The sequence below is a fragment of the Halanaerobium sehlinense genome, assembly GCF_055379485.1.
The window spans coordinates 988,600-1,014,034 of the sequence record NZ_AP042442.1 but is presented as its reverse complement, the minus strand read 5'-3'; the positions used below and the strand labels follow the sequence as shown (position 1 = coordinate 1,014,034).

Annotated in this window: 19 protein-coding genes; all 19 read right to left on the bottom strand. The window is 32.6% G+C overall.

What is annotated here, in order from left to right:
• The 19 genes from ACZ446_RS04900 to ACZ446_RS04810 all read right to left on the bottom strand — a co-directional run bounded on the left by ACZ446_RS04900 (window position 1) and on the right by ACZ446_RS04810 (window position 25,435).
• Window positions 1-1,596 carry a sigma 54-interacting transcriptional regulator gene (locus ACZ446_RS04900; protein ID WP_464394000.1) on the bottom strand — a complete coding sequence of 532 codons (1,596 nt, stop codon included), beginning with the start codon at window positions 1,594-1,596 and terminating at the stop codon, window positions 1-3.
• 131 nt (window positions 1,597-1,727) lie between these two features.
• Window positions 1,728-2,891: a beta-N-acetylhexosaminidase gene (gene nagZ, locus ACZ446_RS04895; RefSeq protein WP_464393999.1), complete on the bottom strand. Its 1,164-nt coding sequence runs from the start codon at window positions 2,889-2,891 to the stop codon at window positions 1,728-1,730.
• 15 nt (window positions 2,892-2,906) lie between these two features.
• Window positions 2,907-3,752, bottom strand: coding sequence for a MurR/RpiR family transcriptional regulator (locus ACZ446_RS04890; RefSeq protein WP_464393998.1), 846 nt, complete (start codon window positions 3,750-3,752; stop codon window positions 2,907-2,909).
• Between the two features lie 11 nt (window positions 3,753-3,763).
• On the bottom strand, window positions 3,764-4,810 hold the full coding sequence (locus ACZ446_RS04885) for a MupG family TIM beta-alpha barrel fold protein (protein ID WP_464393997.1): 1,047 nt from the start codon (window positions 4,808-4,810) through the stop codon (window positions 3,764-3,766).
• Window positions 4,811-4,882: 72 nt separating this feature from the next.
• Complete coding sequence (locus ACZ446_RS04880) at window positions 4,883-6,307, bottom strand: PTS transporter subunit EIIC (RefSeq protein WP_464393996.1); 1,425 nt, start codon at window positions 6,305-6,307, stop codon at window positions 4,883-4,885.
• Window positions 6,308-6,362: 55 nt separating this feature from the next.
• On the bottom strand, window positions 6,363-7,268 hold the full coding sequence (gene murQ, locus ACZ446_RS04875; RefSeq protein WP_464393995.1) for an N-acetylmuramic acid 6-phosphate etherase: 906 nt from the start codon (window positions 7,266-7,268) through the stop codon (window positions 6,363-6,365).
• A 211-nt stretch (window positions 7,269-7,479) separates the two neighbouring features.
• Window positions 7,480-10,827 carry a DUF5107 domain-containing protein gene (locus tag ACZ446_RS04870; protein ID WP_464393994.1) on the bottom strand — a complete coding sequence of 1,116 codons (3,348 nt, stop codon included), beginning with the start codon at window positions 10,825-10,827 and terminating at the stop codon, window positions 7,480-7,482.
• A 21-nt stretch (window positions 10,828-10,848) separates the two neighbouring features.
• On the bottom strand, window positions 10,849-11,781 hold the full coding sequence (locus tag ACZ446_RS04865) for an aldose epimerase family protein (RefSeq protein ID WP_464393993.1): 933 nt from the start codon (window positions 11,779-11,781) through the stop codon (window positions 10,849-10,851).
• A gap of 21 nt (window positions 11,782-11,802) precedes the next feature.
• Window positions 11,803-12,753 (bottom strand): L-arabinose ABC transporter permease AraH, encoded by a 951-nt coding sequence (gene araH, locus ACZ446_RS04860; protein ID WP_464393992.1) that lies wholly within the window; start codon window positions 12,751-12,753, stop codon window positions 11,803-11,805.
• 24 nt (window positions 12,754-12,777) lie between these two features.
• On the bottom strand, window positions 12,778-14,268 hold the full coding sequence (araG, locus tag ACZ446_RS04855; RefSeq protein ID WP_464393991.1) for an L-arabinose ABC transporter ATP-binding protein AraG: 1,491 nt from the start codon (window positions 14,266-14,268) through the stop codon (window positions 12,778-12,780).
• A 67-nt stretch (window positions 14,269-14,335) separates the two neighbouring features.
• Entirely contained in the window at window positions 14,336-15,280 is a 945-nt protein-coding gene (locus tag ACZ446_RS04850; RefSeq protein WP_464394374.1) for an arabinose ABC transporter substrate-binding protein, read from the bottom strand.
• A gap of 301 nt (window positions 15,281-15,581) precedes the next feature.
• Window positions 15,582-16,166 carry an ANTAR domain-containing response regulator gene (locus tag ACZ446_RS04845; RefSeq protein WP_464393990.1) on the bottom strand — a complete coding sequence of 195 codons (585 nt, stop codon included), beginning with the start codon at window positions 16,164-16,166 and terminating at the stop codon, window positions 15,582-15,584.
• A 19-nt stretch (window positions 16,167-16,185) separates the two neighbouring features.
• Entirely contained in the window at window positions 16,186-18,027 is a 1,842-nt protein-coding gene (locus tag ACZ446_RS04840) for an ATP-binding cassette domain-containing protein (protein WP_464393989.1), read from the bottom strand.
• A gap of 37 nt (window positions 18,028-18,064) precedes the next feature.
• Window positions 18,065-19,225, bottom strand: coding sequence for a galactokinase (locus ACZ446_RS04835; RefSeq protein WP_464393988.1), 1,161 nt, complete (start codon window positions 19,223-19,225; stop codon window positions 18,065-18,067).
• A 104-nt stretch (window positions 19,226-19,329) separates the two neighbouring features.
• Window positions 19,330-20,310: a UDP-glucose 4-epimerase GalE gene (gene galE, locus ACZ446_RS04830; protein WP_464393987.1), complete on the bottom strand. Its 981-nt coding sequence runs from the start codon at window positions 20,308-20,310 to the stop codon at window positions 19,330-19,332.
• Window positions 20,311-20,363: 53 nt separating this feature from the next.
• Window positions 20,364-21,512 (bottom strand): ROK family transcriptional regulator, encoded by a 1,149-nt coding sequence (locus ACZ446_RS04825; protein WP_464393986.1) that lies wholly within the window; start codon window positions 21,510-21,512, stop codon window positions 20,364-20,366.
• A gap of 95 nt (window positions 21,513-21,607) precedes the next feature.
• Window positions 21,608-22,768, bottom strand: a complete 1,161-nt coding sequence (locus ACZ446_RS04820; protein WP_464393985.1) for an MFS transporter — start codon at window positions 22,766-22,768, stop codon at window positions 21,608-21,610.
• A gap of 147 nt (window positions 22,769-22,915) precedes the next feature.
• Window positions 22,916-23,494, bottom strand: coding sequence for a class I SAM-dependent methyltransferase (locus tag ACZ446_RS04815; RefSeq protein WP_464393984.1), 579 nt, complete (start codon window positions 23,492-23,494; stop codon window positions 22,916-22,918).
• A 234-nt stretch (window positions 23,495-23,728) separates the two neighbouring features.
• Window positions 23,729-25,435: a glycoside hydrolase family 3 protein gene (locus ACZ446_RS04810; protein ID WP_464393983.1), complete on the bottom strand. Its 1,707-nt coding sequence runs from the start codon at window positions 25,433-25,435 to the stop codon at window positions 23,729-23,731.

The window sequence follows — 25,435 nt, the reverse complement described above, 5'->3', positions numbered from 1 at the left end:
TCACTCCCTCTCAATATTATATTTATTTAACTTGTTATATAAAGTAGCACGACTGACATTTAATATTTCTGCTGCCTGAGAAATATTGTTGTTGCTTTTTTCTAAAGCGTTGATAACTGCATTTTTTTCTGCAGCTTCCAGACTCATTAATTTTATATTTTTTTCTTTTTTATTTTTTAAATTTATTAGTTCTCGAGGTAAATGTTTGGGTTTAATCACCTCATCATCTAGAGCAAAGGTTATAATCCCTTCAACCATATTTTCTAACTCTCTTACATTACCCGGCCAATTATATTCTAAAAAATATTTTCTGCTTGCTTCGGCAACTTTTTTGATCGGAATTCCAAATTTTTGACAGTGAATTTTTATGAAATTATTTACTAAAAGCATTATGTCATCTTCCCTTTCTTTTAAATTAGGGATGGGAATTCTAATCACATTGAGGCGATAATATAAGTCTTCTCTAAATTCTCCCCTTTTAACCTTATCAATCAGCTTTGATTTTGTAGCAGTAATAATTCTGACATCAATTGGTAGAGCATGTGTACCTCCAATTCTTGTCACTTCTCTTTCCTGAATTACCCGCAGCAGATTTTGCTGTGCTGCAAGAGTCATTTCTTCAATCTCATCTAAAAAAATCGTGCCTCCATTTGCCAATTCAAACTTCCCAGGCCTTCCTCCTCTTCTTGCTCCAGTAAATGCTCCTTCTTCATATCCAAAAAACTCACTTTCCACCAGGTCTTTGGGAACAGCTCCCACATTTACTGCTACAAATGGGCTATTTTTACGATGATTATAGTTGTGAATAGCCTGGGCAAACATTTCTTTACCTGTGCCGCTTTCTCCAACCAACATTACAGTCGAATCATTTCTGGCTGCAATTTGGGCCACTTCAATTGCTTTTTGCATATTTTTAGATTTTGTCATAATATCGGCAAAAGAATATCTTGCTTTAGAACCTGTCTTAGGAGCTGATTTTTCATTTTTACTTTTTAAGATTTTATCAGCAGGTATTTTATCTGTTAAGGTAAAGGCAAATAACTTAACTATCATTTCTAATAAGTTATTATCCAACTCAGCAGTATAAAAAGCGGCAATAGTACCTATTAAGTTATTATATTGATCTAAAATAGGGTAGGCAGTTGAATTATATGCGGTTAGATATTTAAGATAATGTTCTTCAGCTTTAACAGTAGCTGGCTGGTTAGAATAAAGTGTCAAACCAGCTGCATTTGTTCCTAAATAAAATTCGCTAAAGTTTTCACCTTTTTTTAAATTCACAAAATCATTTAAATGATTTTTAGCTGAAAGCACATAACCTTCTCTATCTGTCATAAAAAAAACCGCAGAAATTTCGCCAATATTTTCTCTAAATTCTGAAAATATTAGATCAAACTTTTCTTTTATCTTTCTGTTTATCTTTAGTCTCTTTTCAAGCTCTTTTCTATTTAATAAAATTTTATTTTCAAAATCATCAGTTTTCAAACCATAATTACTGCTCCTCTTCCATGAATCTTTAATTACTTCTCTGATAGGAGTATATTTTCGATCAATATTTGTCATTAAACTTTGAAAATCTGAATTATCTGCTGGCATCAAATACTCCTTTCTTGATTAGCTTAAAATTATACTATCTATAAATCTCTAAATATATAATTCTCTAAATATAATTTTTGTCCTTCTTAAAGAGAAAAAACTTCACCGTTAAGTGAAGTTTCGCAGTTATTTTAATTATTTAAAGCTAAATTATTTTTTATTTTAAGTTTAATTATCTTTCTAACAGATTTTCTAATTCGTTCTTTACTAATTTCTCCATTTTTGACTGCTGCAGTTACTGCTTTGACAGCTTCTTTTTGCAGCCCATGGGTATGGGAAATTAAAACTAGATCACTCCCGGCTTTAATTGATCTAACTGCTGCTGCAGCTGTACCAAAATTTCTAGTAATTGCTCCCATTTCCAGATCATCCGTAACAATTAAGCCCTGAAATTTTAAGTCTCCTCTTAATAAATCAGTCAGAACTGCTTTGGAAAGAGAGGCTGGAATTCCAATTTCAGGTTCAACCGCTGGAAAATATATATGAGCAGCCATTATTGCTTCTACTCCAGCTTCTATTGCCTTTTGAAAAGGGTATAATTCTACTGCATCAAGTCGATCACGATTGTGCTTGATTACAGGAAGCTCGGTATGAGAATCAACTGCTGTATCACCATGTCCTGGAAAGTGTTTGGCAGCTGCTATAACGCCTTCAGACTGCAGTCCTTTAATATAGGCTGTACCCATTTGGGCAACAAGTTCTGGATCTGCTCCAAAAGAACGCTCTCCAATCACCGGGTTATTTGGATTATTATTTACATCCAGTACTGGCGCTAAATTAAAATTTATTCCAACACCCTTTAATTCTCTGGCAGTGACTGCAGCAATTTTTCTCATTTTTTTTGGACCAACTGCTGCTCCCAGAACTTTATTTGCCGGAAAATAACTCAAATCTTTAATTCTTCTTATTTCGCCACCCTCCTGATCTACTGAAATAAAAAGTGGTATTTGGGCTCCTCTATTTAGGGCCAGTTCCTGTAAATTATCAGATAAATTTTTAGTCTGCTCTAAGTTTTTTATATTTCTAGTAAAATAGATGACTCCTCCAACATGATAATTTTCTATCAAATCTTTAATCTGGGAATCAACATTTGGAGAATGGAAACCTACCAAAAAAAGCTGGCCCACTCTTTCTTCTAAAGACATATTTTCCAGCTTATATTCTATTAAATAGTCCAGGCCAGAATTTAGTAAGCTGATTAGGCTAAAATTTTCAGCTTCAGCTTTCGCAGCCGCTCCAGTACTGACAACAATTAATAAAATAAATAGGCAAATTAAAAAAAGATGTTTTTTCATAGTTGATCAGATCCTCTACGACTCAATTTTAAATTGTTCTACACTTTCTCGAGTGTTTTTCAAATAGTTGCTGATCTTGCTGAAATCATTTTTGGCAAAAGCTACAAACAAAATATCAACTGCCGTTAACTGAGCAATCCTGGAAGTTATTGCACCAAGTCGCAAGTTTTTTTCACTGCCGGCCACCTGCAGTTTTATGTCAGCAATTTTATTCAGTGGATTTTCTCCATATTTGCTAATTGCTATTGTTGCTGCCCCCCTCTTTTTAGCAGTTTTCAAAGCCTCATAAACCTCCAGACTCTGGCCGCTGTAAGAAATCGCTATTGCTAAATCTGTATTTTCCATATTAGCAGCTGACGATAATTGAGCGTGGGTATCTGAATAATAAATAACTGTTTTTTTAATTCTCATCAGTTTGTATTCTAAATCTTTTGCTACCAATCCAGAAGCACCAATACCAAAAATATAAATATTAGCTGCTTTTTCAACTGCAGCCACTGCTTTTTTTAATTCAGAAACTGACAGTAATTTTATAGTATTTTCTATAACATTTATATTATCATGCGCTAATTTTTCCATTATTACTTCGATTTCATCATCAACCGCTATATCATCATAAATTTTGGTTTTATCACTTTTTTCATAATCCTGAAGATCTTTAATTAAGGATATTTTAAAATCCTGATAGCCTTCGTAATTTATTTTTTTGCAGAATCTAACTACTGAGGCAGGACTGCTGTCAGCAGCCTGGGCTAATTCTTTAACAGATAAATTACCGATTTCCATTTTATGATCTAAGATATAATTAGCTATCTTTTCTTCTGTTGTGGTAAAATCATTAAACATTTCTTTTATTTTCAAAATAACCTTCATTATCTATCACCTTTTATTTTAAATTTAAACTTTTCTCCTTCTTTAATTTTTTCAATAAGCACTGCTGCTTTTCCTGCATCAGCCACAACATTTATTCTTTTATCTGCAGGATATTCTCTTTTTAAAATATGAAGGTCACCTTCATACCGATGATATTTACAGTTATCAATCGTTACTGCATATTTAAATCTTTTACTACTATTTTCAGCTGCGATTCTATTTTCTTTATTTTTTCGGGCTGTTTGAGAACGAATAATGTATTCTCCAGGGTCCTGACGATTTTGATGAGTTAATTTTAATAATCTCTTTTCTTCCGGAAGCAGTTCCTTTACAATGTTTATTGGAATAATTGTTAGCTTGTTATTTGCAGCAGCAAAATCTTCCAGTTCTCTGATTGATGCCATACTATCCCCAATATATACTTTGTCAACTCCAAGTTTAAATAAATCCTGAGCAGCAACTAAGGGAGATAAATATCTGTGCTTTTCTAAAGTTGGAAGCCCTGCTTTGATAGGTGGTCTTTTTCTATATTCAGCTGGCACAAAGGCAGATATTTTTAAATTATATTTTTTTAAAATGCTATTTTTTTTGATTAATAATTCTTCTGCCAGACCTGTTTCTTCTCTGGGATAATAGTTATGAGATACTTCAATATTTTTTAAATCAGCACCAGCAGCAGCTAGTGATTTTATATCTGCTTCAGTTAAAGTACTTGCATTAAGATTTAGTTTATATTTATTATTCTGGCTCAAGTTTGCGATATCTTGATTAGAGAAACCAAAGTCCAGCCTTAATTGATCAATTTTTAACTCATCTAAATCTAGTTTATCAAAATATTTTTTCGAAATATCTGCTGTTAAATTAAAACCCAGTCTGTTTATTTTTGAAATCAATTCTTTTGTTTCTTGATAAAAGTTATCTTTAACTTCTGGGATATGAAGAGATAAAAATACATTTTTTATTCCTAATCCAGCTGCTTTTTCTAAATATCTTATATTATCTTCTAAACTTATATCTAAACCTGCATAGACTGAAATACCTAACATAATATTAGCTCCTTTTTATAATTAAGATTGTAAAGGCTCCCCTGATTTATTAGAGGAGCCTTCAAAAAAACACTATTCTAATTGAGCAACTTCTTCATCATTAATAAAAAAGTGGGTAACCACAAATCCACCAATATAAGCTATAACAAGTCCCATAAAATAACTGAGCATTGAACCGGGCTGCATTAGTGGAATAGCAGTAATTCCAGAAGGTCCCCAGGCACCTGCCATTACATTCTGCAGCATAACAAAAGCACCACCAAAACCTGCACCTAAGCCGGCTGTTATAAATGGTTTACCAAGCGGCAGTGTGACTCCATAAATCAAAGGTTCTCCAATTCCCAGAATACCAGCAGGTAAGGCACCGGAAATAATTTGTTTCAACTTCATGTTATTTGTCTTCTTAGCTTTAAGATAAATTGCTATTGCAGCTCCAACCTGTCCTGCACCTGCCATAGCTAAAACTGGAAATAGAGAAACTCCTCCCATATTTTCCAATTGAATAGCATACAGGGGAATCAAACCGTGATGCAGTCCCAGTAAAACCATTGGTAAAAAGACAGCTGCCAGCACATAACCAGATATTACACTAACAACTGGGTTTTCAGAAGCTACAAGTAGAGTTAGAGCTCCAACTAACCAATCAGAAATAACACCTGACAGAGGCATGATTACAAAGATCATTGCCAGCGCCATAATCAGCATTGTCACTACAGGGGTTACAATTAGATCTAAAACATCAGGTACTGTTTTTCTAACTCTTTTTTCAATGATTGATAGTAAATAAACTCCAACAATAACTCCGATAATTCCACCTTTACCGGTAATTAAGATTGAATTTAAGGCGACATCTGGATCATACATTCCAACTATTTTCGAGATTTCAGTGATCTGACCCATAATTGTTAGGGCACCTAACATTCCACCTAAGCCTTCAGTCGCACCAAACTGTTTAGCAGCATTAATACCAGTAAAGATTGCTAGATAGCCCAGGAATGAACCTCCAAGAAGTGATAATATTAATTGAGTGGTATTCCAAAAATCACTGGATGCTAAACTACCTGTATTTTGTAAATTAGTTATTAATCCGGCAAAACCATTAAAGATACCGGCAGCAATAATAGCTGGAATCAGAGGAATAAATATTTTACCTATTGTTTTTAATCCTTTTTTAAAGCTGCTTTGTTTTTGTCCACCTTTAACAGCTTCTTTATTTTTCTTCCAGTCTCCACCAACTTCTAAATTTGATGAAATATTGTAGTTATTATTTAGAATATCAAGACATTTTTTAGCCTTACCAGGGCCAACAACTATCTGCAGAGTTTCATCTTCAACAACCCCCATAACTCCTTCAACAGCTTTTAGTTTTTTGATATCAACCTGAGAATCATCCTTTAGATCAACTCTTAATCTTGTCATACAGTTTGAAGCAGCTTTTATATTTTCTTCTCCACCTAAGTTCTGTACAATATTTTTAACCAGATCTTGATTATTCATTGTACTCCTCCTAAATTTTATTTTTAGTAATAGATTTTTATTAATAAATAGATAATTACTTGTTGTTTTGAATAGCCTCAGCTAAACGTCCTTCATACTTTTCTAACTCTCTGCTGGCTTTGTCTTTTTTTAGACCACTATTAAGCATCATGATTGCAAGTTTAACATTATAATCGGTTTTTTCTAAATAATTTTCTGCTTTTTCATAACTCACCTCACTTACTTCCATAATCATATTTTTAGCCCTTTCAGCTAATTTATTGTTTTTTACCTGAAGGTCTACCATATAATTTTTATAGACTTTTCCTAATTTAATCATTACTGCTGTACTGAGCATATTTAAGACCATTTTTTGAGCAGTACCTGCCTTCATTCTGGTCGATCCAGTCACAACTTCTGGTCCAACAACTGGAGCAATAGAAACCTCTGCAACTTCTGCAATTTTTGAATCAGGATTGCAGCTTAAAGCAGCAGTTTTAGCTCCTAAATCTTTTGCATATTCTAAGCCTCCTATTACATAGGGAGTAGTTCCACTGGCAGCAATACCTACTAAAAAATCACTTTGACTGAATTCAATATCCTGCAGATGTTTTACAGCTTCTTCCTTACTATCTTCAGCATTTTCGATGGAATTTCTAATTGCTTCTTCTCCACCTGCAATCAGACCCTGTACCAGTTCACTGCTTACACCATAAGTTGGAGGACATTCAGAAGCATCTAAAATTCCAAGTCTGCCGCTTGTACCTGCTCCCATATAAATTAATCTGCCGCCATTTTTTAGCGCATCTGTAATAAGGTCAACAGCTGCTGCAATCTTTTCTTTTTCTTTTTCCACTGCAAAAGCCACTTTTTTATCTTCATTGTTAATAATTTCTATCATTTCTTCAGTACTTACCCTGTCAATATTTTTTGAGTTTTCATTAACTGATTCTGTAACTAAACTATTTAAATTATTTTCCATAAGATAACCTCCATTCAAAATATTCTTTCATTTCTTAATATGATTCTAACATTTATGAAAATATATTTCAAGTAATTTTTAAAATTATGAAAATATATTTCAGAATTAACAATAAAAATCCCCTTATTTGATGAAACAGGTTTCTAGCATTTACCTGCCTCAGCATAAGGGGGATCAAAATATAATCAATTCTAATTTTATTTGAATTTACTTAAACAATTAAGTATTCTCTTTTTATTCCCTGGTGATAAGGAGCTTTTTCTTTAACATAATTAAACATTTTCTCAGATTCTTTCTTTTTACCCTCTGCTATTAATGATAAACCCATTAAATATTTGCAGTGAATTTTATTTTTTTCTTCAAGATCGGCATCAAACACCAGAAAATCAGGAAGAGAAACTGCAAAGTAATCAATTTCTACTTGATCAAAGAAATGTTTTTCTCCATAATCATATAGGGCGTTAAATTTGGACTTAGCATCTTTTTCTCGCCCCAACTCTCTTAAGGCAAGACCCTGATAAAATATCATATGAGCCGGCTGGTCATTATAATAAAGGGTATCTGACATATCTTCAGAACCTGATGCTGCTTTTTCGAAGTATCTTTTTGACTGGTCATCCTGGCCAAGTTTTCTGTAAATAACAGCTGAATAATAATCAAGCTCATTTTCTTTGGCTATTGGAAGTTTTCCTTCACCCAAATTTTGGGGATAAGTTCTGGCATCATTAATTAAATCAAGTGCTTTTTGGTATTCTCCAGATTTTATTTTTTCTTTAGCTAGTTCTAGATTAGCAAACTTATATTGAGAAGTAACTTTACCCTCACCACCTTCCCAGGGGTGAAAATTACGTTTTGCTAGTAACTCTAGGGCTTTTTTATGGTTACCAAGATTATTTTCTAAAGTAAGATACTCTGTATATAAATCGTCTCTTTCTTTAACTACTTCAAATTTATCATCTAAAAATTCTTTTCTTTTTTGATTTGAAAAACCTAATTTCTTATAGAGCTGATCCAATTCAAATAAAACCCTGCTGTCTTTTGGATTAAGCTTATATGCTTTTTCGAGATGTTTTTTACTTTTATCTTTATTTGATAATTTGTTGTAATATGCTAAAGCAAGATTCCGATGTGCTGTTGGAAATGAACCATCAATTTTAATTGACTCTTCCCAGAGTTTAACTGCTTGCTGATACTGTTTTTTATCATAAAATAGATTTGCAAGATAGTAAGGTGCTTTTGCGTCTTTTGGGTTTTTGTTGACAGCTGACTGCAGTACATTTATTGAAGTTAATTTATTTGGAAAACAGTAATCAGAATCTGCCGCAGCTGCTTTTTTAAGGTATGCTTCAGCTTTTATTTTATTTCCTATTTTTAAACAATAATCAGCTAAATAATAATAGATCATTGGATATACCTCAGACTCATCATCCTGAATTTCTGCCAAGTAGATTTCTAAAATATCTACTGCCTCTTGATATAAAAAGACAGTGCCATAGTCCACAGCTAATTCTAAAAAGTTATGCTGGTCACTTCTCAAAACATTTATCATTTCTTGTTTTAATTTTGCTGTGTCCTTATTTTCAGCAGCATCATTTTTGATAAAATAAAGCTCACTTCTGGCCCCAAAATCCAGCTTATCAATTTTTAGAGTTTCTTCTGCCAACTTTTCAGCTTCTTTGAATCTCTTTAGTTTTCTTAAAATAGCTGTTTTTAAATTTCTCGATTTAGGGCTGTGATAATTCTTGATTATAGATTTTTCTATATATTCCAGTGCATTCTCGATTTCATCTTTTTTATTAGCTAAGGCTGCCAGCTCAAAATAGCCTCGGTCGTGAAATTCACCAGACCAGATTGCTTTATGAAAAGCTGCAAAAGCCTGATCATATTTTTCTTGATATTTTAAAGATAAACCCAAATTATAGTATGCTTCACTATCATAGGGATTTGGATTTTTTTCGGTTAACCTTTCAACTGCTTTTCTAAAGTGTTTTTCACTTTCTGCAAACTGTCCTCTTCTCATTAATAATCTTCCATAAGCATTATTTATTCTAATATCACCGGGATCTCTTTTTAATCCTTCTAAATAATATGGATCCGGATCATAGGTAGCATGTCTGTACTGCTCTAAATGAAGAGCGGTTAAATATAGTTCTTCATTTGTCTGTACTGCTTCCGGTTTTTTGGCAGCTTCTGCTGGATCAGGTGTCTTTAATAAACTATCTGCAGCAGGTGAATATGAGATCACAACATTACCCGAACTATCACATACTTTTAGTTTATAATCTGCTTCATTTATTTCTTTATCTACCTTGACCTCCTGATTATAAATTTCTAAAGGGGTTATATTAATCGTTTTGTCTAATATTATTTTATCAGCTGCTGTTAAAATTACTTTTAAATCTTTATATTTAGAAGTTGCATATAGTGAGATAACTGCTTTTTCATTTTTAAATTCTAAATTGATTAAAAAATCTTTGCTTGCATTTTTTACCTGACCCAATCCCTTATATGGCATAAAATATTGTTTAAATGTTTTTTCTTCGTGGGGCTGAATCCAGGTGAAATCAGGCTGGTTATCTGTATAAACTCCTGTCATCAATTCAATATATTCACCACTGCCGTAATCACTTAAATTCTGGTACCAGCGCTGGCCAAAGTTTCCAGTTCCCCAGGTCCACTGTTTTTTACCTGGAGATATATGGTGGTTTGCTACATGCAGTATTCCAGCTTCTTTTGAAAAATCATAGCCTCCGACAAAATTATAATCAGAATGATAGGCCATATATGAAGTAGGCACGGGAATATTTTTATATCTCGAGATATCTACTCCAGCAGAATAATCCACCTTATAATATTCCCCTGTTGCTATTGGGAATTTTGAAACATCTCTTTTTCCATGGTCAAAAACCGCATTAACATCAGGTGGGAAAATTGATTTATAATCTTCATTTACAGCAACAGCTGGATTAGCCCACCAGAGAAATGTCTGAGGTAGTTCAGTCTTATTATAAAGCTGGCCGATTATTTCTAAATAAGCCTTATCAGGATAAAGCTTAAAACCAGCCATTCCCTTAGTACCATACATCCTGTCAATTTCACTGACCCAGACAACCGCACTACCATCTTCCCTGCTTTCAAATGAATATTCAGCTGGGCTGTAAGTTGAAGGACGGTGGTGCTGGGGCCAGTTAAACTCTATCCCTCCTGCAATCCAGGGTCCTGTAAGCCCAACCAGAGCTGGTTTGATCACCGGATTATAATATACAAAGTCATAACCATTTGTTTTATCATAAGCTCTCTGGATTCTTCCACCTAATTCCGGCAGAATTTCTATTCTTAAATATTCATTTTCTAAATAAACCATTTTATATTTTTTCATAATTTTATCATCATAAATTTTTTCAGTAACCGGAAGAGGATAAACTTTACCTGAGCTTCCCTGATAAACCCTTTTATCTAAAAACATTGGGTTTTTATCAGCTTCTCCCACAGGATATGTTTCAATTTCTACTATATCCTCCCACACCTTCACACTAGATTTTTCAGACAAGTTTATCATCCTTTCTATCTTTTACATAATTTACTTAATTATTAAGTCTATAGAAAAACTATATTCTGCATCTGCTTCAATTATATTTACTTTTTTATTTTTTAGGGCCAGATTAACAGAATCATAGAAGCCATCTGCTGGCTCAAAGGCAAAATTATAATCTCCTTTAAATCCTCCTTCAGTCAGCCAGAAACCAAGATAGGGTAATTTTTTCGAATCATATTTAATTATAAACTCTGCCGCTTGATCGGGATAACAGGCAGAGACTCTCCCCACATTAATTTCCCCAGAGCTATAATATTTTTCTGTTAGCCTTTTTTCTCTATTATTTACTCGATTTAGTCTATATTTTTCACCAAAACTATCTTCTGTAATTGGAAAACTATGTTCAGCTCCCTTTTGACCGAGGTAATCACTCTCCTGCACATTTATAACTTTTTTTAAGTCAGGTGGAAAATTTAATTTTACGTTTTTATCATAATTTAACAGACAGTGCAGAGTCCAAACAGCAGGTAGTGCAGTTTTTAAATTATTCTTTATCTTATAATTTAAACTCAGCTTATTTTTTTGAAGCTCAATTGTTTTATGATAATCATATTTAAAATATGGACTCTGATAATCTAAGCTTATTTTTCTTGCTTCAATTTGATAGTCAAACTCTGCTGTCCAGATTTCTCCATGATCAGGATAAGTATAAAGCTCGTTATTGATCAATAATTTTGATTGATCAATACTTGGAAAACAGTCATCAAAACCAGAACAATCATATGCTGCAAAATCAGCACCAAACTCAGCTTTTTTGTAGCTATCTCCTTTGTTTTGAAATAGAAATTCAAAGTCTTTTTGCTTACTGAAAATTGAAGCTATTTTTGAGCCTATTTTTGGAAGAATAATAATTGAAAGATATTCATTTTCGATTTTGACTGCAGCTGTATTTTTGAATTTGAACTCTTTAAATCCCATCTGAAAGCTCCTTTAAATAGACTAATTACTGCGCTGTTTAAGAATATCCAGGTAAATTGCAATTAATAAAACTGAACCACGAACAACATACTGATAAAAGGTTGCTACATTAAGCAGATTTAAAGCATTTGAAATCATTCCCATAATCAAAACACCAACAATTACACCACTTATTGTTGCTATACCACCATTTAAAGAAACACCACCAAGTACACAGGCAGATATTACATCGAGTTCCAGCCCCTGAGCTGCATTTGGCTGACCACTTGTCATTCTGGAAGCCAAAATAACTCCAGCAAAACCGGCCATAAAGCCCTGAGCAGTAAAAATAATAATTTTTGTTAGGTCAACATTTATTCCTGCAAGTTCAGCAGCTTTAGTATTTCCACCAATTGCTAAAGTATTTTTTCCAAAAACTGTGTTGTTTAATAAGATACCAAATAAGGCAAAAAAGATTACCATAATTACAATTGGAGTTGGGATGCCAAAAATCATACTATTTCCAAGCGTAAAAAATCCAGCCTGAGAAATACCAACCGCTCTACCATTTGAAAATATAAATGCCATTCCTCTAAAAATCATCTGGGTTGCCAGAGTAGTAATTAGAGCGTTTAAACCTAATTTAGCAATTGAAAAGCCATTGATCAGACCAACTAAACCACCCGCCAAAACACCTACTAAGATTCCAAGACCTACACTTCCGGTATTATTGATTATCACTGCTGCAGTAATACCAGAAAAAGCCACTGTAGAACTAACAGATAAATCAAAATCTCCACTTGCAAGGGCAAACATCATTGTGTTAGCAATTAAACCAATTGTTACAACTGAAAGTGCAAGTCCAACCATATTACGCCAGGTGAAAAAATATGGAACAAAAATTGAGAGTAAAACAAACATAATTAAAAATATCAAAATAATACTGTAATTATTATATAAGTATTTAATTTTACTTTTTGTAGTATCTGTCATGATATAATATCCTCCTATCCATAATTAAGAAACTGGTAATGCCATTGATAATATCTTTTCTTCTGTAAATTCTTCTCGATCTAATATTCCAATAATCTCTCCTGACCTCATAACAACTAATCTATCCGAAACTCCCATTACTTCAGGTAAATCACTGGAAATAAATAAAATTCCCTTACCTTCTGAAGCTAAATTATACATTATCTTATAAATTTCATATTTTGCTCCAACATCAATACCACGGGTAGGCTCGTCCATCAAAAATACATCAATATCTTCACTTAACCATCTAGATAAAATTACTTTCTGCTGATTACCACCAGATAAATTTGCTGTTAATTGTTCTCTAGAAGGAGTTTTAATATCCAGGTCACTGATAAACTTATCTGCTGTTTCTTTCTCAGCTTTTTTATCTAAAAAGAAATTATATTTTAAATGATGCCTGCGGCTGCTGATATTTATATTTTCACTAACTGATCTGATTCCAATTATTCCCTCATCTTTTCTATCTTCTGGCAGTAAACAAATTTTATTTCTAATAGATTCTTTAGGACTGTTTAATGAAACTTCCTTACCGCGTACTTCTACTTTTCCAGCTTCTATATTTTCAACCCCATAGATCAGTTTAAATAATTCAGTTCTACCTGCTCCAACCAGGCCAAAAATTCCAACTACTTCTCCTTCCTGAACAGTTAAATTAATATTTCTTTTTACGCCTTTACCCCTGATATTTTCTATTCTAAAGATTTCTTTACCCTTTTCTCTTTGCTCATAACCATAAATATCATTTAATTCTCTACCAACCATTTTTTTGACAATTAAATCGTGGGTGACTTCTTCCATTTCTCTGAAGGTCTCAATATGTTTTCCATCTCTAAAAACAGTACAGGTATCACAAATCTCAAATATTTCTTCCATTCTATGTGATACATAAATTATTGCTTTCCCTTCATCTTTAAGTTTTTCAATTATTTCAAATAGATGTTTTATTTCTCTATCAGATAGAGAACTTGTGGGTTCATCAAAAGCAATAATTTTTGCATCCTGCATTAAAGCCTTACCAATTTCTATCATCTGTTTTTGAGCAATCGAAAGTTCTTTTACTTTTGTCTTTGGATCAAAGTCCTCCATCAGCATTTTAATCTGGGTTTCAGCTTTTTCTCTTAATTCTTTGTGATCAACAAAGCCTTTTTTATTTGGATAATTACCAATCATTAAATTTTCAGCTACTGTCATATCTGGCACTAAATTTAATTCCTGATAAATAACTGCTATTCCGGCATCCAGGGCGTCTTTTGTATTAGAAAAATTCATACTTTGATTATTAATTAGTATTTCTCCCTGGTTAGGAAATAAAGCCCCACTTAGTGTATGTAAAAGTGTCGACTTACCAGCTCCATTTTCTCCAACCAGCCCATGAATACTTCCACTTTTTACTCCAAAAGAAATTTGGTCAAGTGCTTTTACCCCGGGAAAAGTCTTAGTAATATTTTTAAATTCTAAATAATAACTCATAGATTTATCTCCTCTCTAAATAATCTAGAGTAATAGAGGGGAAAAATCCCCTCTATTGTAAATCAAATTATTCCAATTCTTTATAATTTTCTCTAGTCATAATTTGACCTGTTGTCCAGGTAACTTTTGGAGGCTCTTCTCCATTTTTAATCCAGTTATACATTAACTCTGCAGTTTCATAACCATGTCTTCTTGCACTAAGTTTAACAGAAGCATAAAATCCTGTGTCTTCTTCTTTTTCAAATTCATTAATTACAAAATTAGAACCGTTAATTCCTATACCAATAACATTGTCTGCACCAAAGCCCTGGCCTTCAAGTGCTCTAATTGCTCCAATTACAGAAGAGTCATTACCACCAGCAACTATCCATTTATCGAATTCTGGATGTTTTGTTAAAGCAAAGTTAGCAGCATTAAAAGATCCTTCAGTATCTAAAGTTTGCATTGGGCTTTCAAAAACCTGATCTTCAGGAAATCCATTTTCTAATAAAACATCTGTTGCACCCTGTGTTCTTTCGGAAATAGTTGGCAGCTGATCAAAAGTCATGACTAAATAACCAACTTCTTCATAGTCCCAGGCTCTTTGATCCATTTGTTCTACTAAAGTTTCGCCAACAAGCTGTCCTATGTCATAAGCTGAAATTCCCATATGTGGTACTTCTTCCATTGGCTCACCATCTGAACCAACAAATCTGTCATCAACAGACATAACTTTTAAACCATTCATATCTGCTTTGGCCTTGATTGCTGGTCCTAATTTAACATCAGGAGTACAAATAATAAATCCCTGAGCACCCTGAGAAGCTAAATTGTCAATAGCAGATAAAACTTTCTCACCATCTGTACCGCCAATTTTGACTAATTCAAAACCATAATCATCAGCAGCTTCTTCAGCAAATTTCCATTCATCCTGGAACCAGGCTTCTTCTGGCTGTTTTACTAAAAATCCAATTTTCACATCCTGAGCGGTAGTAACAGCAACCATACCTAAAACCATAATCAGAGCTAACATCAAAATAATTGTTTTTTTCAAATTTCTCTCCTCCTTAAATTTTGTGGTAATTGAAAATGGAATTACAGTTCTAAATTCACCTCCTTAATGAATTATTTGCCTTAAAAAGACATAAAACCCCCTCTAAACAGGATAACTGTTTAAAGGGGGCCTTCATGACCACATCATATTCTACCGATCATCAGCAGAATAATATATATGTTTTTTTAAGTATAACATTAATTTTTGTAAAAATCAAATATTTCGTTATTTTCATAATATTAGGATGTTTATTCTAAAATATTAGTCTAAAACTTCAAGTTTACTGGAACTTTTGGTCAGCTTCAATTATTTCTTTTGCGATAACTATCATTTTTTTATTAGCGTCATTGCTCTTTTTTTGTAAAAATTTCATTGCTTTACTTTCTTTAATACCTTTTCGATCCATAACTATACCTTTTGCTTTTTCGATGATTTTACGGGCTTCTAATGCTTTCTGGCTGTTGTCTAATTCTGATAGAACCTGCTTGAATTCTTCAAATCTGGCCCAGGCAATATTAATTGCTGGTTTAATATCATTAACATCAACTGGTTTAATTAAATAAGCAAAGGCACCAGCTTTTGAAGCTCTATTGATTAATTTTTCATCATTATAGCCAGTGACTATTACTGCAGGCACAAATTTTTGCTGATTTATTCTTTCAACTGCTTCTATACCGTCCATTTTGGGCATATTAATGTCTATAATTATCAAATCAACTTCTTTTTCTAAAGCTAATTTAACTGCTTCTACTCCATCATAAGCCTGAGCTATAACTTGATGGCCCAAACTTTCTATGTTGGATTTAATTCCCATCAAAATAATTGATTCATCTTCTGCTAATATAATATTTAATGATTTTTTCATTAAAATTAATTCACCCCTCTTATTCAGGTATAGTAATTTCTACAATAGTTCCAGGACTCTTTTGATTTCTTTTTAAAGTTATATCTCCTTTAAACTGCTGTTTTATAATTGAATATACAATTGAAAGTCCTAAGCTTTCCTGCTCCTCAATCTTAAAATCAACATCTATTCCCTTACCATTATCTTTAACAATTAATTTTATTTCATCATCCTTTTTATAAGATGAAATTTCTATAATCCCATCTTTTTTGTTATCAAATGCATGTTCAATACAGTTGCTTAATATTTCATTAAAAACTAAAGCAATTGCAGAAGCCTTTGCATATGAAATAAAGATATCATCAATTTTTACTTTAAATTCTATTTGGCTGCTGTTTAAGAATTTAATAATTACATCAAATATATCATGCAGATTTATAATACTTCTGCCTAAACTGTCTTTTGATAATAAATCATGCACAGCTGCTATACTCTTAATTCTACAGATAATATTAGATAAAATTTCATCGGTATTTTTAGGGTTTCTATTAATAAAATCTTTTTGTAAGCTGATTAAACTAATTATATACTGCAAATTATTTTTAATTCTGTGATGACTCTCCTGCAGAAGGGTTGATCTGCCCATTAATCTTGTATCTTCAATTGCAATTGCTGCCTGTTTGGCTAAAGTATTAAGATAAATACTTTCTTTTTCTGAATAATTATATGACTTTTTATAGCTGAATGACAGCTGAATTACTCCACTTACCTGAGATCTAATCAGCACAGGAATAATAATTACTGATTTTATATCTTTACTTTTCTTAACAAAAATCTTATTAAAATTGGAATCATCAATTGTTGAAAAAAATATTTTCTCAGCTTTAGTAATTGCAAATAATTTTTCTTTCTTTATCTCACTTTCTAAACCACTTTCTTTCTCATACTTGAAAGTATCAATAAAAGTTTTTGTATTTTCGTCAATTAATTTAATAATACAGTTATCAGCATTGGTAAAATCACTGCTGTATTCAGCCAGCAGCTTCAATACATCTTTAAGTTCATAATTTGAAGTCAAAAATTCTGTTGCTTTAAAAACAGTATTTAATATTTTTTGTGTTTCATCCTCTAATAATGAGTTTGAGCTTTTATCATAATTACCAAGCATTAAGTTGAGAATTTTATTTTGATTTAAATTAGCTTCAGCTTTAGATAGAGTATCGATAATTGTTCCCATATATAATACCGATATTCTGTCCGCTATTTTCAAAGCATCTTTCCACTGTTTTGTAATATAAATTATTGAGCCTCCATTTGATTTATATTCATAAATATGATTATAAAACTTTTTAATAGATTCGACACTCAGACTATCTGTCGGCTCATGCATTATCACAATTTCAGGAGAATTATAAAGAATTTTTGCAATAGAAAGCTGTTTTTTTTCATCTTTAGAAAGACTTGAAACATGATTTTTTAAATCTAAATCTAAGTCCATCGTTTCTAAAATTCTTTCTGCTTCTTTCTTTGCTTTAATTTTATTTATAAAAGGAATTAATTTAAATTTAGGGTAATTATTCAAACAGATATTATCCGCAATACTAAGCTGATCAATTAATGATGAACTTTTAAATAGAAAATCAATTCCATTATCTCTCAAAACACTGATCTTATTTTCTATTAACTGATTTTTTAAGTAAAGACTACCTTTAATTTCTATTAGTCCTGCTAAGGCTCTGCTTAAATGTTTTTTGCCAGAACCCTCAAGTCCAATAACTGCATGAACTTCTCCTTTTTTTAATTCGAAATTTAAATTATTCAATTTAGAATTTTTCTCTCTAGGGGTACTTAAATTTATAATTTCAAAAACGGGTTCTGACATAATATCACCTCAAAATCAATCAACTAATTTCATTTATTTAAATTTTTCTGGCTCCTGGTGCTGGGTTGCTGATATAAACTTCAGAATCTATGCCTGTTTTTTGCTTATATTGTTTTTTAATTATTTCAACAAATTGATCTACTTTACTCTTTTTGACCAGGTTAACTGTACAGCCGCCAAAACCAGCACCAGTCATTCTGGCACCTTCAATCCCTTCTTCAGCTGCTATATTTACCAGGATATCTAACTCCTTACAGCTTACTTCATAGTCTTCACTCAAACTTTTATGAGAGGCATACATCAAGTCACCAAATTTTTTCAAATCTCCAGCTTCTAAGGCTTTTTGACTTGTTAAAACTCTGGCATTTTCACTTACAACGTGATGGGCTCTTTTATAAACATTTTCCGGGAGTTCTTCTTTATATTTTTCTACTGTCTCTAAATCTATATCTCTTAAAGCTGTTATCTTTGCATTTTCTTTTTTTGCAAAGAAATCAACAGCCTGATTGCACTCATTTCTGCGCTGATTATATTCCGAATCAACCAGACCTCTTTCCACTTTAGAATTGCAGATTACAATCTGATAATCGGCATCCTTAAAGGGTACCAACTGATAATCGTTTGAGCGGCAGTCAATTAATAAAGCATGATCCTTTTTCCCCAGGCGAGAAATATACTGGTCCATAATTCCACACTGAACTCCAACAAAATTATTTTCTGCTCTCTGGGCCAGAAGTGCCATCTCAACTCCATCCATTTTAATTTTATGTAAATCACAGATAGTCATTGCAGTTACTACTTCTAAAGCTGCTGAAGAACTGAGCCCGGACCCCTGAGGAACATTGCCCGTAAACATCAAATTAAAACCCTGCAGATTCTTGCCCAATTTCTGAATCTCATCGACAACCCCCATTAAGTAGTTAGCCCAGATGTTTTCCTTATCATATTCTAAATTATCCAGCTCATATTCTACAAGCTGATCATAATCCAAAGAATAAAATTTTATTTTTTTATCAGGCCGCAGCTGGCCCAGCATTGTAATTTCTTTTTCTATCGCCATTGGCATCACAAAACCATCATTATAATCTGTATGCTCACCAATTAGATTTACCCGCCCTGGAGCGGCATAAGCTCCCTTTTCTAAACCAAAATCTCTAAAAGTACTGCCAAATTTATCCCATAATTCCTGTTTGTTCATTAATTACACCCCATTCTAAAATTTAAATATTTAACTAACTAATTAGGCTTAAAAACTACTGATTAGAAGTCGCTGACCATCAATTTTTTAGACAGCAGTAAATTCTATCCAGTGTATCCGTCTGACTGATGCCACTGCCAGGCTGTAGATATTATTTTTTCTAATTCTGGAAATTCAGGCTGCCAGTTTAATTCTTTTTGAATTTTTTCTGAACTGGCAATTAAAACTGCTGGGTCTCCAGCTCTTCTCTCAGAAACCTCAACCTTAAAATCTTCTCCAGTAACCTCTTTTACTGTTTTTATAACCTCTTTAACCGAATATCCTTCCCCATTACCTAAATTATAGACTGCACTTTTCTTACCGGCGTCTAATGCCTCTACTGCTAAAAGGTGAGCTGCTGCCAGATCACTTACATGAATGTAATCTCTAATACAGCTGCCGTCTCTGGTTGGATAGTCATCACCAAATATATATATCTTATCTCTGAGACCTAAAGCTGTCTGCAGAACAATTGGAATTAAATGTGTTTCCGGATCATGAGCTTCACCTATTTCCCCCTCAGGGTCAGCACCAGCAGCATTAAAATAACGCAGAGATGCATATTTGATTCCATATATGTCATCATATCTTTTTAGAGCCTTTTCAAAAAACAATTTGCTTTCTCCATATGTGCTTGTTGGTTCAGTTTTATTGTTTTCTTTAATTGGAATTTCATCTGGTTCACCATAAACAGCAGCTGTAGATGAAAAAACAATATTTTTTACTCCATTTTCCACCATAGCTTCTAACAGATTAATTCCGTTGGCAAAATTGTTCCTGTAATATTTACCCGGTTTTTCCATCGACTCCCCTACAAGGCTGTCAGCTGCCAGATGGATTACTGCTTCAATCTTATTTTCCTGCATAATTTGATTTAATAATTTCTGGTCTGCTAAATCAGCTTCTATAAACTCACCTCCGGTTACGGCTTCTTTAAACCCCTTCTGCAAATTATCTAATGTTACTACCTGATGACCCTTACTAAGAAGTACTTTTACTACATGACTGCCAATATAACCTGCTCCTCCAGTAACTAAAATGTTCATAAACTGCCTCCTCAATTTTTGCTGATTGTAAATACCGTTGTTTTTCAAATATTCTAATTTTTCATTTCAAAAAAATTGTTTAAGACTTTTTCCGCTGCTCCTACCGATCCTGCTAAGTTCTTATAATATGCGGTTGTAATCTCTAAATTGTTAACTAACTGACTTAAAGAATCCCTCTTAATTTTTTGATACAAGCTTTCTAACAGCGGCTCCTCATATTCAGCAAATAAACCTCCAATAATGACTGCTTCTGGATTCACAATATTTAAAACACTTGAAATTGCTCTTGCAAAATATTTTAAAGCATCATTAATAACTAATTGTGCTTCATGATCTCCTGCTTGATAGGCTTCCATAATGTCTAAAAAAGTAATTTCCTCATCTTTATTTTTTAAATTTTGATAACGAGAAATAATGCTTTCTTTGGAAGCAAAAGATTCTAAACATCCATCTTTTCCACAATAACATTTTGGTCCTTCATCTGCGATTTTAAGATGACCCAATTCTCCGGCTGCATAATTATTACCATAGTGAAGCTTTGATTTAAAAACCAGAGCTGCACCGATTCCTGAACCAGTATTAATAAAAATAAAATCATCTCTACCCTGCCAAATCTCTCCTGCAGCCATCATCCGAACATCATTATCAATAAAAATTTTAAATTTATACTTTTCTGCTATAACTCTTTTTATATCTATTTCATCCCAGTTAAAATGAGGAGTGAAAACTGAATGCCCACTCTCAGGATCTACTAAACCATGGATCCCAAGACCTATGCCAATAATTTTACTGCTTTTTTCAAGCATATTTGTATATTCTTCGATTAAATCAAAAGTTATTTCTTTATATTCTTCAAAATTATTATTATCAATTTTAATTTCGTCGTCTCTTATAATTTCCGCCTTAAAATTTAATAAGACAGCTTTGATAGAATCTATCCCCCATTCTATCCCGATAGAATAAGCTCCATCCGCTTTCAAATTAAGCAGCATAGGACGTCTGCCACCTCTTGATTCTCCTAAATCTGACTCCTGTACAAGCCCATAACCAATTAATTCTCTAACAATATTAGTTACTGTAGCCCTCGATAATTTAAGCTTTTCTGCAATTTGGGCTCGAGAAATATCGACTTCATTTTTTATTAGAGCTAATATGTTTTTTTGATTTCTTTTTTTCATATTTTTAAAACTGCCTTTTTCCATAGTGCTCACTCATTTCTTTGTTAATTAAATAAATTAACTAAGTTAATTATAACACTTCTTAGGTTTTTAGTAAAGAAAGAAATTTTATTTTTTTCCTATTGATTTTCTTTTTTAGTGATATATTTTAAATACAATGTTATTAATAAATCTGCTGCCAGAGCAATAACTAGAATATAAAATCCAGCTTTTATACTGATAAAGTCATTTATAAAACCTATTATCCAGCTGGCTAGAACTGTAGAACCGATCATTCCTGCAGTTTGAGCAAAGCCAACAACTTTTATCCCACTACTGTCAAAACTATCTAAAATAGCTGCCTGAGCAGTTGGAACCTGAGCTGCCAGAAAAATTCCTGAAAGTGGAATTAAAATTGTGAAATTTCTTCCTCCAATTAAAGCTGCTGCAATAGAAAGAGAAGCCGCACCTGCAGTAAAGATAATAAAGTTGAAATAACCAACTTTTTCAACCATAAAGCTCGCTAAAAGCCTGCCAATCGTAAAGGTTATAAAAAATAGAGCTATGTAGAAACTGATTTCTAAGTCTGTTCTGCCTTCAACATCTTTTAGAAAAGGTGCTAACCAGGTTATAATTGAAAATTCGACTCCAATTTGTAAAAATACAATTAAAGAAAATAAAATCACTTTAACATCTTTAAGCAGCTCTTTTGTGCTCCTCATAGTGTTATTTTTACTTGCTTCAATTTCTGGAACCGCAGCTGTTCTAAATTCAATAAAAATAATTACAAGTAAAATAATTGAAAATAAAAAAGAGTGTGACCAGCTAAATCCCATTTTTAAAACTAAGGTTACAAAATAAGGTGCAATTATTCCACCAAGTCCATAAAATAAATGCAGAAGATTAATCATCTTGCCTCGATTTTCACTGTATGATATAGAAATTAGGTTTACAGAAACAATATTTAAAAGTGTTAAGCCTGATCCAAGCATAAAAAATGATAATGTTAAAAAATAATAACTTGGTGAAAAATAAATAGCAATTAAAGAAACTGTATTGTAGATAAGGCCATAAAAAAGTAATTTTATTAAACCAAATTTTTCAATCAATTTCCCACTTAAAAAATAAAGAAGCATTGAGCCAATTGAAATAAAAGACAGCAAAATGCCAAGCCTGCTGTAACTAAGTGCATAGTCTTCTATGATATAGGGCCCTACCTGAGCTCTTAAATTATTTACCACTCCGTTCATCATCATAATTGTGAAGGCAAGAATCATTAATTTCTGTTTGTTTTTTATCATATTTTCACCTTATTCTATATCTATTTTAAAAAATAATTCCTTATCTTAAATCATTTCATAAAATCACTATAAAATCAACAAAAAAACAGCCTCTCTATTTATAGAAAGACTGTTTTAAAATCATCCAAATCACTATATATTTTTTAATTATACTTTTCTGCCGCTGACTAAATAAGAGTTATAATCTATTTCCTTTATTTTAATATTTTTGATACCCTTTTTTTCCAGCATTGTCTTTAATTCATCTTTTTCAATTCTGTGATGGAGTGGTGGTCCTTCTTCTCTTTGGCTGGGATCCCATTCGATAAACACAATCCTGGAACCCTTTTTTAAAAATTTAAAATAATTATTTAAAAATTTATCTTTCTCTTCAACCTCATGAATGAGATAGGCAAAAAGCATAAAATCTGCTTTTTGATGTAAATTAGCATCATTATCCTCACTTTTACAAATCTCAATTCTATCTGAAAGCCCAGCCTGTTGAGCTCGATGTTTTAGATCTAATAACATATCAATTTGAACATCTACTGAATATACTTTTCCTGATTCTCCAACTATTTCTGCACCGGGAAGTGAAAAGAATCCATTACCTGCACCAATATCTATAAATATATCTCCCTCTTCTAAGCCTAATTCAGTCAGAAGTTGAGCTGGTTTCAGACTTTTAAGTCTTTTTTCTGCAAATAATTTTTTCTTTTTCGATGAATGAAACCTCTTGCCTGCCATATAATCACTCCTATCAAGTTTAATTAAACTTAAATTAAAAATATTATAATTATCTTTAATTTCTATCAATAATTATAACCAACTTTTTTAAATTAAAAAGTAAAAGACCCTACAACTGTCAAGATTGTAAGGTCTTTTACCAATTTATATTAATTTAATAAGGAGCAATAATTTTTGGACACCTGACACCTGCATATTTTCTCTAAAAACCCAATGTCAGGATATCAAAGCAAATTATCTTCTGGCTTCCCAGGTGTCACACCAAACATTTTCATTATAAGAACCTTTAAACTCTGATTTACCCATAATTTTTTCTATAGTTTGTCTAATAACTTCAGTTGTATTACCATGGGCATTAATAAATGTTTTAATCATTGGTACATCTAAATAATGATTTGTATAATTTAAAGAAACAAATACAGTTGGTATTTCAGCAGCATACCAGGGAACTTCATTATCCATTGGTGACTTCCACTTAATTCGATAATTATTCTGCTGAGCATAACCTCTGACATCAGCAAATACAAAAGCTGCATCATATTTATCTCTGTATTCCATAATCTTGCCTTTTTCTCTTGATTCACCTTCGTTTAAATCAACTTCAAAGCCCGCTTTTTCAAGCTCTTCAATAACTCTATCTCTAGAAGAAGTGTCACTGTTATAAATACCTCCAAGTTCACCGTAGAGATAGTACAGCTTAATTCTAGGGTGTGTTTCTGGAGTTATCGGCAGCTGATTCAAGCTGTCTTTTACCAGAGTTATACCTTTATCAGCAGCTTCTGCCGCCATTTGGTGGTGTTCATCCTGACCAATAATATCCAATTTATCTTCAGCTGGTATTAATTCATTTTTATCAGCCTTTTTATGAAGATTAACTGCTGCTTTAAGCCCTAAAATCCTCTCTAAAGCGTCATTTAATCTCTGTTCTGTAATTACACCATTCTTATAACCATCAAGCATAAATTGAAAATCTTCTTCTTTGTCATTGAAAAATAGGAACATGTCACAGCCGGCAGCAATAGCACCAGGAACATAATCTTTTCTCGGCATTGCAGCAGTCATCCCTAACATATGGGAAGCATCTGTAACAATTAAACCATTAAAACCTAGTTTATCTCTTAGTAAATCATTTAATAGTTCAGGGGCCAGAGTTGCAGGCATTATTTCCTGCTCTGTTAATTCTGGATTAAGCTGTTTTTGATATTCGGGCATTGCTATATGACCTGCCATAATACTCATTAGACCGTTATCAATATGGTGTTTATAGACTTTACCAAAGGTATTGTCCCATTTTTTTGGCTCAAAATCATTAATTCCTAAAACTAAGTGCTGGTCTCTTTCTTCAACTCCATCACCAGGAAAATGTTTAACACAGGTAGCAACTTCACCTACTTCATTATCTTTTAAACCCTCTAAATAAGCAGATGTATATTTAATCACCTTTTCTGGAGTATTTCCGTAAGCTCTTGTATTAACAATAGTATTTCTCCAGTTATATAAAATATCAACACAGGGGTCAAAGTTCCAATTAACTCCTAAAGCAGCTTCTTCTCGACCACTTACCAAACCTGCATTATAAGCCACTTCTTCTGATCCACCTGCTTCACACATTGCTCCGCTAGCTATAAAAGTACCATCTGTGCAGGCACCATCTCCGCCATTATCACAGTTAGCTGCTGCTAATAATGGAATTTTACTTGCTGACTGCATATCCTTAATAAAATTATAAACTTCTTTTGAACTTTTGCTGGCATATCTAATTCCACCCACATGATATTTTTTTATAATTTCTTGATTATTAGGGTCATCAAGATCACCATGAATTCTAGTTATAAATAACTGCCCAATTTTTTCTTCAATAGTCATCTCAGAAATTGTATCTTTTACCCATTTTACATCTTCATCATCTAAATAAAAAGGCTTTGCTTTTAAATCTACCAT